The organism is Ruegeria sp. CI8 (assembly GCF_056536865.1).
The window spans coordinates 178,681-194,210 of record NZ_JBQFQL010000003.1 but is presented as its reverse complement, the minus strand read 5'-3'; the positions used below and the strand labels follow the sequence as shown (position 1 = coordinate 194,210).

General features: G+C 59.6%; 11 protein-coding genes. 6 read left to right on the top strand and 5 right to left on the bottom strand.

Annotated features, from left to right (window positions below):
- The first annotated feature begins 48 nt into the window (after positions 1 to 48).
- The gene (locus tag ACR0DA_RS14245) at positions 49 to 1,323 is read left to right on the top strand and encodes a replication initiation protein (protein ID WP_170366103.1); all 1,275 of its coding nucleotides are present in this window, start codon (positions 49 to 51) and stop codon (positions 1,321 to 1,323) included.
- A gap of 21 nt (positions 1,324 to 1,344) precedes the next feature.
- On the opposite strand, the gene ACR0DA_RS14240 is transcribed toward ACR0DA_RS14245, so the two are convergent.
- Positions 1,345 to 3,651, bottom strand: coding sequence for a Tex family protein (locus ACR0DA_RS14240; protein ID WP_480754566.1), 2,307 nt, complete (start codon positions 3,649 to 3,651; stop codon positions 1,345 to 1,347).
- Positions 3,652 to 3,948: 297 nt separating this feature from the next.
- On the opposite strand from ACR0DA_RS14240, the gene ACR0DA_RS14235 reads away from it, so the two are divergent.
- The 5 genes from ACR0DA_RS14235 (at position 3,949) to ACR0DA_RS14215 (ending at position 10,545) form a co-directional block, all read left to right on the top strand.
- Complete coding sequence (locus tag ACR0DA_RS14235) at positions 3,949 to 6,162, top strand: NADP-dependent isocitrate dehydrogenase (RefSeq protein WP_480754564.1); 2,214 nt, start codon at positions 3,949 to 3,951, stop codon at positions 6,160 to 6,162.
- Positions 6,163 to 6,478: 316 nt separating this feature from the next.
- Positions 6,479 to 7,264 carry a metallophosphoesterase family protein gene (locus ACR0DA_RS14230; protein WP_480754562.1) on the top strand — a complete coding sequence of 262 codons (786 nt, stop codon included), beginning with the start codon at positions 6,479 to 6,481 and terminating at the stop codon, positions 7,262 to 7,264.
- A gap of 1 nt (position 7,265) precedes the next feature.
- The gene (locus tag ACR0DA_RS14225; protein WP_170444776.1) at positions 7,266 to 8,300 is read left to right on the top strand and encodes an ATP-grasp domain-containing protein; all 1,035 of its coding nucleotides are present in this window, start codon (positions 7,266 to 7,268) and stop codon (positions 8,298 to 8,300) included.
- On the top strand, positions 8,297 to 9,184 hold the full coding sequence (locus ACR0DA_RS14220) for an NAD-dependent epimerase/dehydratase family protein (RefSeq protein ID WP_480754560.1): 888 nt from the start codon (positions 8,297 to 8,299) through the stop codon (positions 9,182 to 9,184). Before ACR0DA_RS14225 ends, ACR0DA_RS14220 begins: the two co-directional genes overlap by 4 nt.
- A gap of 191 nt (positions 9,185 to 9,375) precedes the next feature.
- Complete coding sequence (locus ACR0DA_RS14215) at positions 9,376 to 10,545, top strand: O-antigen ligase family protein (RefSeq protein WP_170367456.1); 1,170 nt, start codon at positions 9,376 to 9,378, stop codon at positions 10,543 to 10,545.
- A 9-nt stretch (positions 10,546 to 10,554) separates the two neighbouring features.
- Here the strand turns inward: ACR0DA_RS14215 and ACR0DA_RS14210 are convergent, their stop codons facing one another.
- The 4 genes from ACR0DA_RS14210 to ACR0DA_RS14195 form a co-directional block, all read right to left on the bottom strand.
- A complete protein-coding gene (locus tag ACR0DA_RS14210) occupies positions 10,555 to 11,997 on the bottom strand; it encodes a hypothetical protein (RefSeq protein ID WP_480643267.1) in 1,443 nt (480 codons plus the stop codon).
- A 42-nt stretch (positions 11,998 to 12,039) separates the two neighbouring features.
- The gene (locus ACR0DA_RS14205; protein ID WP_480643269.1) at positions 12,040 to 12,759 is read right to left on the bottom strand and encodes a class I SAM-dependent methyltransferase; all 720 of its coding nucleotides are present in this window, start codon (positions 12,757 to 12,759) and stop codon (positions 12,040 to 12,042) included.
- Between the two features lie 252 nt (positions 12,760 to 13,011).
- A complete protein-coding gene (locus ACR0DA_RS14200) occupies positions 13,012 to 13,950 on the bottom strand; it encodes a UbiA family prenyltransferase (protein ID WP_170341743.1) in 939 nt (312 codons plus the stop codon).
- A gap of 75 nt (positions 13,951 to 14,025) precedes the next feature.
- Entirely contained in the window at positions 14,026 to 15,456 is a 1,431-nt protein-coding gene (locus ACR0DA_RS14195; RefSeq protein ID WP_480754558.1) for a hypothetical protein, read from the bottom strand.
- Positions 15,457 to 15,530 lie beyond the last annotated feature (74 nt).

Genomic DNA, 15,530 nt, shown 5'->3' with positions numbered 1-15,530 from the left:
GGTACCTTTTGTGTCACAAACTTGGGAAACGAGCAGCCGGGCAGAATCATGCCGGATACACAACTGGACACGGATCACCTTTCAGGCGCTTTGCGTCGGGAAACGGTGAAAAAGAATGTGGCCGCGATCCATATTAGCGGCAAGCTGACGCTGTTGCAGCGCAAGCTGTCCAACGTGTTGCTGCTCAATGCCTACGACTCTCTGACCACGGCGCAGACCCATACGATTGATGCCCGCACCCTGGCGATGATGGTGGGCTACAACTCGAACGACTTCGACACTTTGCGCGCCAGCCTGAGAGCGCTTGCCGAGACAGTGGCCGAATGGGACATGCTCGATGAAAAAGGGCGGCAAGAGTGGGGCGTGTCGTCGTTGCTGAGTTTCGCCAAGCTCAAGGGCGGGATCTGCGAATACGCCTATTCCCCGGCCTTGGCGCAGAAGCTGTACGATCCGAAGATCTATGCGTTGATCAATGTGCATATCCAGCGCAATTTCAGCTCGGGGCACGGGTTGGCCTTGTATGAAAACTGTTATCGATTCGTGCGCACCGGGTCGACCGGGTGGTGGGCGCTCGAGGTGTTCCGCAAATTGATGGGTGTGGACGGCAGCGACTATTACACGAGCTTCAAACACCTGAATGCCAAGATCATCAAACCCGCAGTGGCTGAGGTGAACAAAAGCTCCGATATTCTGATCGAACCCGAGTTCCGCAAGAAGGGCCGCAGCGTCACCGACATTCGGTTCCTGATCAAGGCGAACCCGCAGAAGGCAATGTTCGAGATCGACGACAGCGATGGGGTGCGCAACCTGGCGGTCTACAAGACCTTGCGCAAACAAGGGGTGTCCGATCGGCTGGCGCGTCAGTGGATCTCTGAGCATGGTGAGGATTACGTACAGCAGAAGCTGGACTATGTAGCCGGGCAGGGGGACGTGAAATCAACGCTGGGATATCTTTCGGCCGCCCTGCGCGATGACTACAAGGCCCCCGCGGCAGAGACCGTGAAACCGCCTAGTCCCGAGGCGCTGACCGCAGCCAAGCAGCGGGAGGAAGAGAAGGCACGCGAAGATCAAGCTTATGCCGCGCGCGTGGCGGAGCGCGCCGAGCGTGCCCGCAAGCTGGCCATCGTCGAAGACCTGGTTTCGCGGCGAAACCCCACTCAACGGGATGCCGACAAACGCTTGTTCATGTCGACTTTGTCGGACGAGCTAGACCGAGAGAACTTCCGGCAACACGGATGGCGATCAGGTTTGAACGCCAACGCCATTTTTGCCTTTTGGGAGGAGTTGGAGCCCGACGCGTTCCAGACGGAAACCCCCGCCTGAGGCTCAGGCGGGGCAGGGGGCTTATTGATTTTTCAGTGCATTTCGCAGCGCATCCCCAATCGCGCTGTGCTGCGCATTGTGAGAAGATTTTGCGCGTTGTGATTTCGGGATGCCTTTATTCTTTTCACGCGCGTTCTGGCCTTTGACGTCGCGAACTTGCCGGGCAGAAGCTCCGCCATCCTTGCGCATGCTCAACCCGATCCGCTTGCGCGGCACGTCCACTTCAACGACCCGGACGCGCACGACCTGACCGGCCTTGACCACCTCATGCGGGTCTTTCACGAACCGGTCGGCCAACTGGCTGACATGCACCAGCCCGTCCTGATGCACGCCGATATCGACAAAGGCGCCAAAGGCAGCGACGTTGGTCACGGTGCCTTCCAGCACCATGCCGGGTTTGAGGTCGGTGATCTCTTCGACACCCTCCTTGAAGCTGGCGGTCACGAAGCTGGGACGCGGGTCGCGGCCGGGTTTTTCCAATTCAGCAAAGATGTCGCGCACCGTGGGCAGGCCGAACCGGTCATCCACGAACTGTTCGGCACGCAGACCATGCAGCGCACCATCATTTCCCATGATCTGGCGGATGTCGCGGCCGCAGGCCTGCACGATGCGGCGGGCCACGTCATAGGCCTCGGGGTGGACGGCCGAGGCGTCCAGCGGCTCATCCCCGTCGCGGATGCGCAAAAAGCCCGCGCATTGTTCAAAGGCGCGGGGGCCGAGGCGCGCGACCTTCAGCAGATCCTGCCGCGACCGGAACGCGCCGTTCAGGTCGCGATGCGCCACGATGGCTTCGGCCAGACCGGGGCCCAGGCCCGAGACATGGGCCAGCAGCGGCGCCGAAGCGGTGTTCAGATCGACGCCAACGGCGTTCACCACATCCTCGATCACGGCTTCTAGAGACTGGCTCAGCCGGTGTTGATCAACGTCGTGTTGATATTGGCCGACGCCGATGCTCTTGGGTTCGATCTTGACCAGCTCGGCCAGCGGGTCCTGCAGGCGGCGGGCGATCGACACCGCGCCACGCAACGAGACATCCAGATCGGGAAACTCGCGCGCCGCCAGTTCCGAGGCCGAATAGACCGAGGCCCCGGCCTCGGACACCACAACCTTAGTGGGGGCCTGCACCCCTTTGGGTAGCAGTTTCAGCGTATCTGCCACCAGCCGCTCGGTCTCGCGGCTGGCGGTGCCGTTGCCGATGGCGATCAGTTCAACCTTGTGGGTGGCGATCAGGTTCAGGATGGTGGCCTGTGCGCCGCGCAGATCGTTCTTGGGTTGGAACGGATACAGCGTGTCGGTCGCCACCAGCTTGCCCGTCGCGTCCACCACTGCGGCCTTGACGCCGGTGCGGATGCCCGGGTCCAGCCCCAGAGTGGGGCGAGGTCCGGCAGGGGCGGCAAAAAGCAAGTCCTTGAGATTGCGTGCAAAAACCTGAATGGCCTCCTCCTGCGCGCGGCTACGCAGATCGGCCATCAGCTCGACCATCATCGACAGCGACAGCTTTACCCGCCAAGTCCAGCCCGCGACCTTGCGCAGCCAGGCGTCTCCCGGGCCGTCGCCACGCGTCTGCAGATGCGCCGCCACGATCGCCTCGGCCCGGGCGGCGCCGGTTTCGGGGTCGGGGGCAATGTCCAGCGTCACGATCCCCTCTTTCGACGCGCGCAGCATCGCCAGCGCCCGGTGCGAGGGCACCTTGGCCCAGGGCTCGGCATGGTCGAAATAGTCGCTGAACTTGGCGCCTTCCTGTTCCTTGCCCTCGATCACCTTCGAGGTCAGCAGCGCCTCGGCCTGCATGAAGCTGCGCAGCTCGCCCAGAAGGGCGGCGTTTTCGGTCAGACGCTCGGTGATGATGTCGCGCGCGCCATTCAGCGCGTCCTTGGTGGTGGGCACGGCCTCGGTCACATAGGCCTGGGCCAGACCCTCAGGGTCGGCGCTGCGGTCGGCCAGGATCGCGTCGGCCAGCGGCTCCAGCCCGTTTTCCCGCGCGATCATCGCCTTGGTGCGACGCTTGGGTTTGTAGGGCAGGTAGATGTCTTCCAGCTGTGCCTTGGTTTCGGCGCGGGCAATGGATTTGGCCAGATCGTCGGTCAGCTTCCCTTGATCCTTGATCGAGTTCAGGATCGTCTCGCGCCGTGCCTCAAGCTCGCGCAGATAGGCCAGCCGGTCGGACAGGGTTCGCAGCTGGCTGTCGTCCAGCCCGCCCGTCACCTCTTTGCGGTAGCGCGCCACGAAGGGCACGGTGGCGCCTTCGTCCAGCAGTTTGACCGCCGCGTCCACCTGTTCGGGGCGGGCATTGATTTCCGTGGCGATGGTGCGGGCGATGCGGTCCAACGGGGCCTCCTTGATCTCGGGTTGGAGGACCGTCTTAGCCAGCGCCCGCGCCAAGGGAAAGGCGTCGCGTATCGTCGGCGGGCTGAAAATACGGGCATATGCGCGGTTTTGCGCAAACTGGGTCAAAATGCGCGTTCAGATGCGATTGATCCCGGGCCTCGGGTGATTTAAGGGAGGCCCTGTCAAATCAGAGTCACCCCGGAGCGGAACAGCATTCACGCTCCTCGCACGCCGCGCTGCACGCGGCACAACTCTCGGATCGCACGCCCCTGAAAGGCTTAAAAAAGGTAAGGGAACATGGCAGAAAAATCGAACTTCGACATATTGTATACCATCGTAGACGAAGCGCCGGAGCTGGCCAGTGCCTCGTTCCTGCCCATCATCCGCAAATTCGCCTCGGCCGCGGGTGTCAGCGTCGGTACCAAAGACATCTCGCTGGCTGGCCGCATCATCGCAGCCTTTCCGGAAAACCTGACCGAAGAACAGCGTCAGCCCGACGATCTGGCCGCCTTGGGTGAGCTGGTGAAAACCCCCGAGGCCAACGTGATCAAGCTGCCCAACATCTCGGCCTCGGTGCCGCAGCTGGTCGCTGCCATCAAGGAACTGCAGGGGCAGGGCTATGACATCCCGGACTACCCCGAGGATCCCAAGACCGACGCCGAGAAAGAGATCCGCGCCCGCTATGATGCGATCAAGGGATCGGCGGTGAACCCGGTTCTGCGCGAGGGCAACAGCGACCGTCGCGCAGCCAAGGCAGTCAAGCGCTATGCGCAACAGCACCCGCACTCGATGGGCGAATGGTCGGCCGACAGCAAGACCAAGGTGTCGTCGATGCCGGGCAATGATTTTTACGCCAACGAGAAATCGGCCACCATCACTGCTGATCAGGCCGGTGATGCGCGGATCGAATTCGTGGGCAAGGATGGTGGTGTTACCGTCCTGAAAGACGGCTGGGCGCTGGAAGAGGGCACCGTTGCGGACGCCACTTTCATGTCGGTCAAGGCCCTGTCGGAGTTCCTGGATGCCGCGATTGAGGACACCAAGAAAGACGGCACGATGTTCTCGCTGCACATGAAGGCGACGATGATGAAGGTCAGTGACCCGATCATTTTCGGTTATGCCGTCAAGTCGTGGCTGGCGCCGGTGTTCGAAAAATTCGGCGACCGCATGGCACAGCTGGGCGTCAACCCGAACTCCGGCTTGGGCGATCTGCTGAACCGCGTCAAGGACGATGCCGAGATCATGGCAGCGATCGAAGCGATCAAGGCCGATCGACCCTCGATGTACATGGTCGACAGTGACAAGGGCATCACCAACCTGCACGTGCCGTCGGACGTGATCATCGACGCCTCGATGCCCGCCGTGATCCGCGCGGGCGGCAAGGGCTGGGACGAGAGCGGCAAGAAGGGCGACACCAACTGCGTGATCCCCGACCGCTGCTATGCGCCGGTCTATGACGAGACCATCAATTTCTTCAAAGCCAACGGCGCGCTGAACCCGGCGACCGCCGGTTCGGTGGCCAACGTGGGCCTGATGGCCCAGAAGGCCGAGGAATATGGCAGCCACCCGACCACATTTGAGGCGCCCGCCGACGGCACGATCCGCGTCGTTCTGGCCAATGGCGAAACCCTGCACTCGCATGAGGTCGAAAAGGGTGACATCTGGCGCGCTTGCACCGCCAAGAAAGCCCCGATTGAGAACTGGATCCAACTGGCGATGGACCGTCAGCGTTTGACTGGCTCCGAGGCGATCTTCTGGCTGGATGCGAACCGCGCCCATGACGCCGAGCTGATCAAATACATCAAGCCGGCGCTCGAGGCTGCGGGCGTAGCCGACAAGTTCCTGATCCTGCCGCCGCGTGAGGCGACCCGCAAGTCGCTGGAAACCATCACCGCCGGCAAGGACAGCATCGCGATCACGGGCAACGTGCTGCGCGACTATCTGACCGACCTGTTCCCGATCCTCGAACTGGGCACGTCGGCCAAGATGCTGTCGATCGTCAAGCTGATGAATGGCGGCGGCCTGTTCGAAACCGGTGCAGGTGGCTCGGCGCCCAAGCACGTTCAGCAGCTGGTCGAGGAAAACCACCTGCGTTGGGACTCGATGGGCGAATTCTGCGCGCTGGGTGAAGCGCTGAACTTCCTGGCCGACAGCCGCGGGAACGCCAAGGCCGCCGTTCTGGGCGCTGCGGCCGAGGCCGCAACGCAGGGCATCCTGGACCACGACCGCTCGCCCAGCCGCAAAGTTGGCGAGCCGGACAACCGCGACAGCCACTATTGGTTCGCCCGCTACTGGGCCGAGGCGCTGGCCGCGCAGTCGGATGATGCTGAACTGGCCGCGCATTTTGCTCCGATCGCCAAAGAACTGGCGGAGAAGGAAGAGCAGATCCTCTCCGAACTGCTGGCCGCTCAAGGCAAACCTGCAGATCTGGGCGGCTATTACCACGGCGATCGCACCAAAACTGCGGCAGTGATGCGCCCTAGCGCGACACTGAACGCGATCATTGGCTGACTACAGAAGGCCGGGCGAATGAGCCCGGCCTTTTATTTCGTCGGATCAGGCGACAGTTATTTATTTTCCGAGCTATTGTTTGCTTTTGCTTGATTGGCCGGACCTGAACAGTTCTAGCACGACCTGGGTTGGACAAAGGGAGTTGCGGCACGGTTCTCAGCCGGTATCATCCCAGAAAGTTTGCACCGTCAAACGGTTCGGCCGGACTGTGCAGTTGATTTGTTAAAGGGTGTTTCAGAGCGCCTGTGTTCCCAGTAATTGGAACCAGGGCTGGCGCTGGATTTGGATTGCCGGACACGGTCGGCGGAGAGTGGTCATGAGTACGCTGAAGATCGCGGTACTGTCCGACATACATGGAAACGCCACGGCGTATGCGACCGCGATCCAAAAGGCCGAAGCTTTTGTGCCGGATGTCGTCGTCATGTTGGGCGATCTGCTGACATATGGTGTGCGCCCTCGGCAGGTGTTGGAACTGACCGACCAACTGATGGCTCGCCAAAACTGCGTGTTCATCCGCGGCAACCACGACCAGTTCTATTTCGATCTGGATAAAGGTAACCCGTCCTTCTACGACAACATTGCAGGATTTGTGTTGGAGTCCGTCGAATGGACGCATGGTGAGGTCCGGGGCGACCCACCGTTGGCTGACCGATACCCATGGGCCGACCGCCATAGCATGGGGCCGATCCTGTTCTCACATGCCAACCCTTACGATTATGGGGACTGGTCCTATGTCTCGAAACCGGAACAATGGGCACCAGCGGCAGCGGCCTTGCGACACATGGGAAAGACGGTCGGGGTCTTTGGGCATTCGCACCGGGCCTTTGCCGTCATGATCGACGAAGCCGGAAGACCGACACCTGCGGATCAACGCAAGTGGATAAGGATTCCGAAAGGGTCTGTGCTACTGCTGAATCCCGGAGCGGTCGGGCAGGGGCGGGGCACGGGCATGTCTTATCTGACCCTCGAGCTGGATGGCGACCGGGTTAGAATCGACATCCCGTCGATCAGCTTCGATCTGGAACATATCCGCGCGGATATTCAGGCCACTGACCTCAGTCAGGGGACAAAGGAACGGCTTATTTCATTCATGGAGAAATGAATTGATCACGGTTTTGGTTACAGGTGCGGGTGGCGGAGTGGGCCAGGGCATCATCAAGTCGCTCAGGCTGATTTCTGATTTGCCGCTGCGTATTCTTGGAGCCGACATGTCCGCCCTATCTGCCGGCCTTTATGCTTGCGACAAAGCCTTTCTGGTCGAAGGGTGCCGCTCGCCGGGATATCTCGACTCACTGGCGCGGATATTTCAGTCAGAGTCCGTGGACTACTATTTCCCCGGAACGGATATCGAACTGGCATTGTGTGCCGAAAACCGGGATCGCATTGCGGAACATTTCGGGACAAAGGTCGTGGTCAACAGTCCAGAGACGGTGCGAATTGCCGATGACAAGGGACTGACCTCGGCTTTTTTGGCGAATAACGGGCTGCCCCATCCGCGCACTTGGCCTATGGCCGAGGCATTGGAAATGGATGATCTGGTCTACCCGGTTATTGCCAAACCGGCGGTCGGGTTTCGGTCCATCGGGGTCGAGCGGGTGAATTCTCGGGAAGAGCTGGCCAACTACCCTGGTGATCTAGCAGCAACCATCGTACAGGAACTGATCGGCGATGACGCGCGCGAGTTTACGTGCACGATCGTCGGGGCGAAGGGGAGCCTGTCGCCGGTTCTGGCACTGCGCCGAGTGCTTCGGTCGGGCGATACATATCGGGCCATTCCCGAGCGGAACCCGGTGATCGAAGACTATGTCACAGCTATCGCGCGCAAGCTGGACGTCGAAGGGGCCTGCAATTTTCAGCTGCGCCTTGGCGACGACGGAGTACCCAAGGTGTTCGAAATCAATGCCCGGTTCTCGGGCACTACACCGTTTTGTGCTCAACTGGGTTTCAATCCGGTCGAATGTTACCTCAAGACCGATCGCGGCCTTCCCTATGAGCCGGAAATCGCTTGGGACAGCATGGTTCTGCGGTACTGGAGCGAGCTGGTCGTTCCGCGTTCAATGACAGACACATTGGATCAGGCCGGCCAGTTGGAACCTCAGATCCCGGCCCAGTTCAGCCTCTATGGCGGGACGCCATGAAAGTTGCCCTGACAGGGGCGACCGGCCTGCTGGGTCGCCATCTTGTGGCCTGGCTAAGCCGACGTGACATTCCTGTTGCGCGGATCGACCGGTCGAACTGGGATCTGCAGGACGCGATCACCCATGTCAGGCTGGATCAACTGGCGCAAGGTGCGGATGTATTCGTGCACTGCGCGGCCCGGATTGACCTTGCCGGGCCTGCGGATGACGGCTCGGCTTGGCAGGTGCTGTTTGACAGCAATGTGCGAGCCACGTTGAATGCGGCGCGTTGGGCGGCAGATCGTGACGTGCACTTCATCTTTGTGTCCAGCGGGTCAGTTTATCGCGATCCTCATGCCCGCGGAATCGACGAAAGCGCGGAAACCGCCCCGGGGCCGCTTGGGGGTGATTACGCTACAACCAAGCGTTTGGCCGAAGCGGGGCTGGCTGAGCTTGCCCAGACTTCTGGAGCGCGAGTGACCGTGCTCAGACCTTCGGCGCTCTATGGTCATGGGCTGCCTGATGACAAGTTTCTTGTGCGGATGCTTAATGATGCGGCCGCGGGGCAAAACATCACAGTAACAGGTCCAAAGAACAGCATTGATTTCGTGCATGCGCATGACCTGAGCCGGGCGATTTTGCAATCGGCCGATGCCAAAGCTTACGGTGTATTCAATATCTCCGGCGGAGGTCCGGTTTCCTTGGCGGATCTGGCGCAGGAGGTCATGTCCGTCGCAGGTGGCCGGGGTGTGAACGAAACCCGACCCGGAGACAGTCCGCCATTCACCCGCTTCGATCTGTCCTCGGACGCAGCCCGGGCAGCATTCGGCTATGCGCCGGTTGTGGACATTGCAACGGGTCTGGAAATGACGTTGAGGGGCCAATTGCTGCCGGGAGCGGCATGACCCGGTCCGGCAGCCGGGCGATGGGAGCCGGAAACATGTTTTTTGAAGGTATCTTGGGTGTTACCCTTGTATTCCGGGTACCAGTCTGCGGGCCAGGTAACCCACCGCCGTTTGGATTGTAGAATATGGTGCCAGTCAACAGTATCAGCCGGCCTAAGCCGATTTTGGAGCAGATCGAATTCGCGTGTCTGATGACTGCGTTGCTGTTCAGCACGTTCACTGCCTTTCGCCATCCGGCGGTTCTGTTCACGGCCAGCGACATGTTTTTGACGGTTGCCGTGATCCTGCGGTGCAACCGCAGCCTGCCGCTGTTTCCGTTGCAATCCGCGTCCTCGGTCTGGTTCATCGGCATGCTGATGATGGTGGCGGGACTGTCGATCGGCTCTATCGCGCACGGCGATCCGGTGTCGGCCTTCGTGGTCATCGTGCAGTATTTTTTTTCGTTCGTGCTTTTGCCTCTGGCGATCCTGGGCCGCCCGTATGAAGAGGCGGTTACTCTTGCAAAGGTCGGCGTGATCTCGATTGCCTTGAACTGTCTTGTCGGGATGATCGCATATGGCGTGGGCTATTCCGGTGGCGAATCCCGGTATTTCATGCTGGTCAGCGGCAACTACCGCGTGGCGGGGCTGGTGGATAATCCAAACGGGTTGGCTGGACTGATCGTGCTTTGGTTCCCGGTATTGTGGTATCTTGGGCTGACGGGTGCGCTAAGAAAACTGCCATTCTTGGCCCTCTTCGGGCTGCTCGCCATCACTTTGATCTACGCAAGTTCGAATTCCAGCCTTGCCGGTGCGGTCATCTGCGGTGCTCTGTTCCTGCTGCTGGTCGGAAATCAGCGCGTGCTGATGATCTGGGGAACAGCTGTGACGACGATGGCTTGGATCAGTATCCAATGGGCCGAGTTCATCTTCCCGCCGACGTTCCGCAACCGGGTATTGTCACCTCTGCTCGAGGGGGACCTGAGTCATGCGGGTACATTTGAAGACCGCGCCGATCTCATGATCGAGGCCTGGCGGTTTCTGCCGGATTACTTTCTGGTGGGTATGGGCGCGGGACAGTATCGCGAACTGAGCAGTCAAGGCATTCCCGTTCACAACCTGTACCTGTTGCTGGCCAACGAAGGGGGCATTCTAGCCTTGCTGGGATTGTGCTTCGTTTTGGGGTCCGCCATCGTCTACGCCGTAATGGCCCGGCATAATGTGCCGAACAGGGTGTACGGGCGCGCGACCGTGGTGACCGTCACGCTGACCTTTGCGGCGCTGTCAATGAACTACACCCATGTTTACCAGCGCGGTATGCTGATCCCGTGGATCGTGGCATTGGGGCTGTTGGCTGCGTCCGATCGGTACCGGCGCCGCTAGCGTTACACGTCACGGGTTGCTTTTTCCCATGCCGTTCCCGTCGCCAGCCAATTCGTGCAGGAACTCCTCAAGGTTGGTCCAGCCATCTTCGTCCGAATCCGCAATTGCATCCGTCGGGTCCGTGGGATTCAGGCCCCATTGCGTTTCCCATTCATCAGACATCCCGTCGACATCGCTGTCTGCATAGGGCAGGGCGCTTTCAAGCTCGGGCCAACCGCCGACCTTTTCAGGGTTCTTCTTTAGGATTTTGCCGGAACGGTCACGGACCTCCTGAACAACCCTCTGATCCACCGCGTCGCGAGACGGGCGTGTCGCGCCAGCGTTTTGCAGGACCGTTTCGAACACTGTCGAAACCGGATCGGCCTGGACCAGAGGTGGGGTGACCGGCTCATCAACCACATAGACACGATGTTCGGGGGCAAGGACCAGTTCCTCGGGAAGGTCCAGGCTGTTGCGGTTGTCTTCATCAAGATTGTCCCGAAGGTACAGCCGGTAGCCATTCTTGAAGCCGTCGAACAGGTGCACCAGTAGATTGGAATCGATGCTTTCACCGGACAGCTTCAGGTTGCCAATGATATTGGCGTCCAGCTCGGTCCAGCGATTGTCCAGCGAAACGACATATTGCCAGATCGGTGAGTACATCAGGTTGTTTACGATTTCGGTCGTGGTCCCGGGAGTCTGGGGCGCGATTTGCGGGTTTCTGAACATCCCGTGAGAGAACAGGTTGTGATGGATGCTGAAGTCTCCGCCCTTTGTCAGCAGCATGTTGCGGGCCCGGTTGCTTTTGCCTGGTCCGCCATGCAAGAGGGGCTCGCTGACGATGCTCCACTGAAAGGTCAGCCGTTCGGCGTTTTCTGAGTCAATGGTCTCGTCGCTGCCCCAACTGGCGGAAATGTGGTCGAAGATCACGTCACGCGCGGCTTTGGTGTAGACGCCAATGGCCCCTGAACAGCAGGACTCTACGTCGTGCGGCCCGGGCCGGAACCGAACATGGCGCACGATGACATCATGCGTCCGGATTTCCAGTGATGGGCGCAATTGACGTGGGCCGTTTCGGATCGCAATCCCGCCGCCCGGAGCGGTTTCTCCGGCGATGGTCAGAAAAGGACTGTTTGCGATCAGAGACGCCTTTTCCAGTGTAATCGTTCCGCTGACCCGAAAGATGCAGGTTCGAGGACCTTTGGCGTCGATGCATGCTCGCAGGGAGCCGGGCCCGAATTCTTCGGTAGTGGTGACATAAATCACTCGCCCGCCACGCCCACCTTTGGCCGCGGCGCCATGCCCTTCGGCGCTGGGAAATGCTCTTTGGGAGCCATCCGGCAATTGCGCCGAAAAGGACCGGTTCGCGTTCTCGGCCAGCAGCGTACCGGGGCTGCTGCCAATCGCCAGAACAGTCGCAAATAGCGAACCATGTAATACGGCGAGCAGTCTTGGCCTTTTTGCAATTGGCATTCTGAAAACCTTGGCTGTTGTCAAAATTCTTCTGTCTTTGGTCTAGGGCGCGGTTTCCCGGGTTTGAGTTTTGGTCGCGCAGACCATCATTGAATCCCGCAGGTGCACTGGAATCACCAGGTCAGACAGCCGTGCCGGAACCTTGAAGCGCGCCCATCTGGGTAGATAACGATGCACTCTTTCAACCAGATATCCTAATGGAAAATACCACGTCGGCCGATGAAATTCGGTTTGTTGCAAGCCAGCTTTGGCCAAGGCAAAGCGCAGTGTTTCAGGGTCGAAGTAGCCGATATGCGCAACACGATAGTGCCACCATTGGTCTCCCATGATACGCGCCAACAGGGACGAGCGGTCGGGCGTAACGACGACCAGTACTCCATCATCGGCCAGCAACCGCGCAGCCTGAGTGATCAGGTCCAGCGGATCCGGAACGTGTTCAACCACGTCTACCAGAGTGACTACATCGTAGGGGCCGGTCAGATCGGGATGTGGAAGAACGCCTTGGACCACTGGCAGGCCATGGTGTTTTGCGCGTGCGCAAAACCGCCGCGACGGCTCAACCCCGATCGCGTCGTAACCACAGGCGATGGCCTCCTCGACCAGAATACCGGTTCCGGCCCCCACATCCAGCAGCCGGTTCGCGCCGGCAGTGGGTCTTGGCAGCCTGTTCAGCAGCACCCGCTTCTGCCGCGCCCTTTGGGGGCGCGTCATCTCATAGGCCGGGTCTTCGAGGTCTTCGTAGAATTTAAGGACATCGACCATATCCGTGCATTGGCAAAAACCGCAGCGGACGCATTGGTCGATCGCGGCGGTTGTACCGTAGTCGGCATTCGAGATTTCAAAGTTCCGCGACGTCGGATCCCCGCGCAGGGTGCTTTCCTTTATCCTCCTGAGGCCGCCGGTGCCGCACAACCAGCATCGCCGGGCCGGTGCGGAAACAACATCATCTGAAGGCTGGTTCACCATGCGCGCATCACCTCCAGTCTGGCAGCAAGCCGGTCCGTTGCCCGGCACCTATGACCCGACTGGCCGGATTTCAAGCAACTGTTCAAAGAACGGAAGCTTGATCTCGAGCAGAACGAACATGACCACCACCAGCAGAATAACCTGAAAAACAAGGCCGCGTTGTTTGTACAGATTTTCGGGGGCCTGTGCGATCGAGTCCCGCGCCAGCCCGACGGCAAGATAGCGCCCGAACAACATCGCCACGAAGGGCAGAGACAGAAGAAGCTCGATTTTGTACTTGGTCAGGAAAACGCCCAGGAAAGCGGTGGACAAGATTGCGTAGACCAGCGCCGAAACCAGTAGCTTCGACTCGTCGTAGTCTTTGAAAGATGCGCGGTACCGCGCGGCAAGCGCCGGGTCGTCAATGGTACGATATTCGGCAAAGCGCTTGATCGCCATCAGATACGCGCCCCCGAACCAGTACGAGATCAACACGCTGGATGGTGCCACGATCGGCGGAACCATAATGAACCAGCCCGCAAAGAACCGGATGGGGTTGTTGATGGCCTCGCTCAGAACGTCCAAATAGGCGCGGTCCTTGGACCGGATTGGTTTGACGTTGTAGATGATCCCCATGATCAGCAGGGACAGCGCCGTCAGGAAGAACGGCGTATTGATCAGCAGCGCGAGTCCCAGACCGATGATCGCCAGACCCAGCCATTGCAACCAGACGATCCGGCCGTCGATTTCGGTCACGACCGAGGCACGCTCTTTCTTCTTCGGGTGGTGTCGGTCGAACTCACGGTCCAACCACTCGTTGATGGTATAGTTGGCCGATGCGATCAGGCAGATCGAAAAGATCCCGACGGCGAGGTCGATTACCGACCGACCGGTGAACTCGGCACCCATGATGACCGCAAGAACGGCACCCGGCAGAATGAAGATGTTCTTGAACCAATGGTCGATGCGCGCAATGGACAGATAGTCTTTGAATCCGGCTTTTACCATTGCAACCACTTTCACCGACACAACAACATTTGCCGGACCCGAAAAGGCGGGAAACAGAACAATACGGGCGGCATGTCAGATTTCCAGACTGCGCCTTGCGTGCTTCTTCCGGCGATCAAAAAGCTTCAAAACCACAAGGAAACTAGCACATATGACCACTGCGACGATAGGCCAAAGTGCTGCAAGATACCTTACCGACGCAATGGATAGTGTTGCAGACAGAAACAATAACGCATGCAGGCTCAGCACCCCCAACCCAGCCAGGGTCAGCATCTGACGTCCGGGCCAGTTTCGGCGCAGCCAAAGGATTGAGGCCGCCAGGATCAAGATCGAAGCCAGCCAACCTATCGCAAGCGCGGAATGGATAAGACGTGCATGCGGCGGATCATATACATCGCGGTTGATGTAGCCGAGCGCATTGTCCATCGGGAACGGCCCATTCTGCGCGATGTAGGCGGTGATGTCGTTCGCGGTCACGGCATGGTAGAAGGGCTGCCAGAGGGCGGCATAGTGTTGTAGCGGCAACCGCAGAAACCCCGTTGGATTCGCCAGAATTCGTCTTGAACCGATTTCGGCCATGAGTTCAGTCTTTGGAATGCCAATTCGGTCGGCAATGGACTGCAACCGGTCCTTCTCGTACAGAAATATCAAGCTGGCTTCGTAGCTGTGCATCAGAAAGAAGGAGACCGGTCCAAATGGCGCCCGGGAAATCGCCTCGCGTGCGTCTGCCGGACCCTCTTCTTCAAGAATAATCCAGACTTCGGTTCGTGGGTCATCGGGGGCATAGGGGCTTGGGCCTGCAGCGAACATGGCGCTTTTTGCGAATAAGACGTTCCCCAGCACGCTTTCGCGAGGTTCATCGTGGCGAAGATCGTAAGCGGCGCGGTCTGCAAGCAGCACGAAGGTGACACCCAGAACTGCCAGAGCCAGCCCAGCCCACGGGCGCCTGCCATTGATATAGCTCGCGCAAAGAACCACCACGATAAGGATGGGCAAAAGAGCAAAACCAACTGGACGGATCGCAATCATGGCGCCGACTGTCATGCCCAGGGCTGCAAAGTGCCAGGGCTTGGGGCCGTGGATCGCTTGCACCAGACAGGCAAGATAGACGCATGTCGCGCTCTGGAACAGAGACTCGGACAGGATGCTGTAGTTGAAGTAGATCGTCATCGGGTTGATGATCAGAATTCCAAGCAGGACCAGACCGGCACCGGAGTGGCCAGTGGCCCGGGCCAGCGTGACCGACAACAGACATGCAGCAGCCGAGAATACCCAGATCTGGCCTACAACAGCGGCGCGCAGCGGGTCCGCGAACCCGTCGAAAAGGTCCAGAAAAAAAGGATATGCAAAGCCGCGATATGCTGCGGCTTGAACGTAGTCCGCCGAGTCACTGGAGAAGTTCACGTCAACCAAGGGAATAGCCGTCTGAATCACCGCCTGGACCAGTGCCAACGCGATGATTATGAGCCCCCCGTTTTCATCTGCCCTTGAAGAAGCTTTCCCCAAAACCCACTCCAAGCAAAGTCAGGTATTCCGACCGCGCCGCACGTCGGTCAGTACCCGCGCGCAGCATTCGGTGC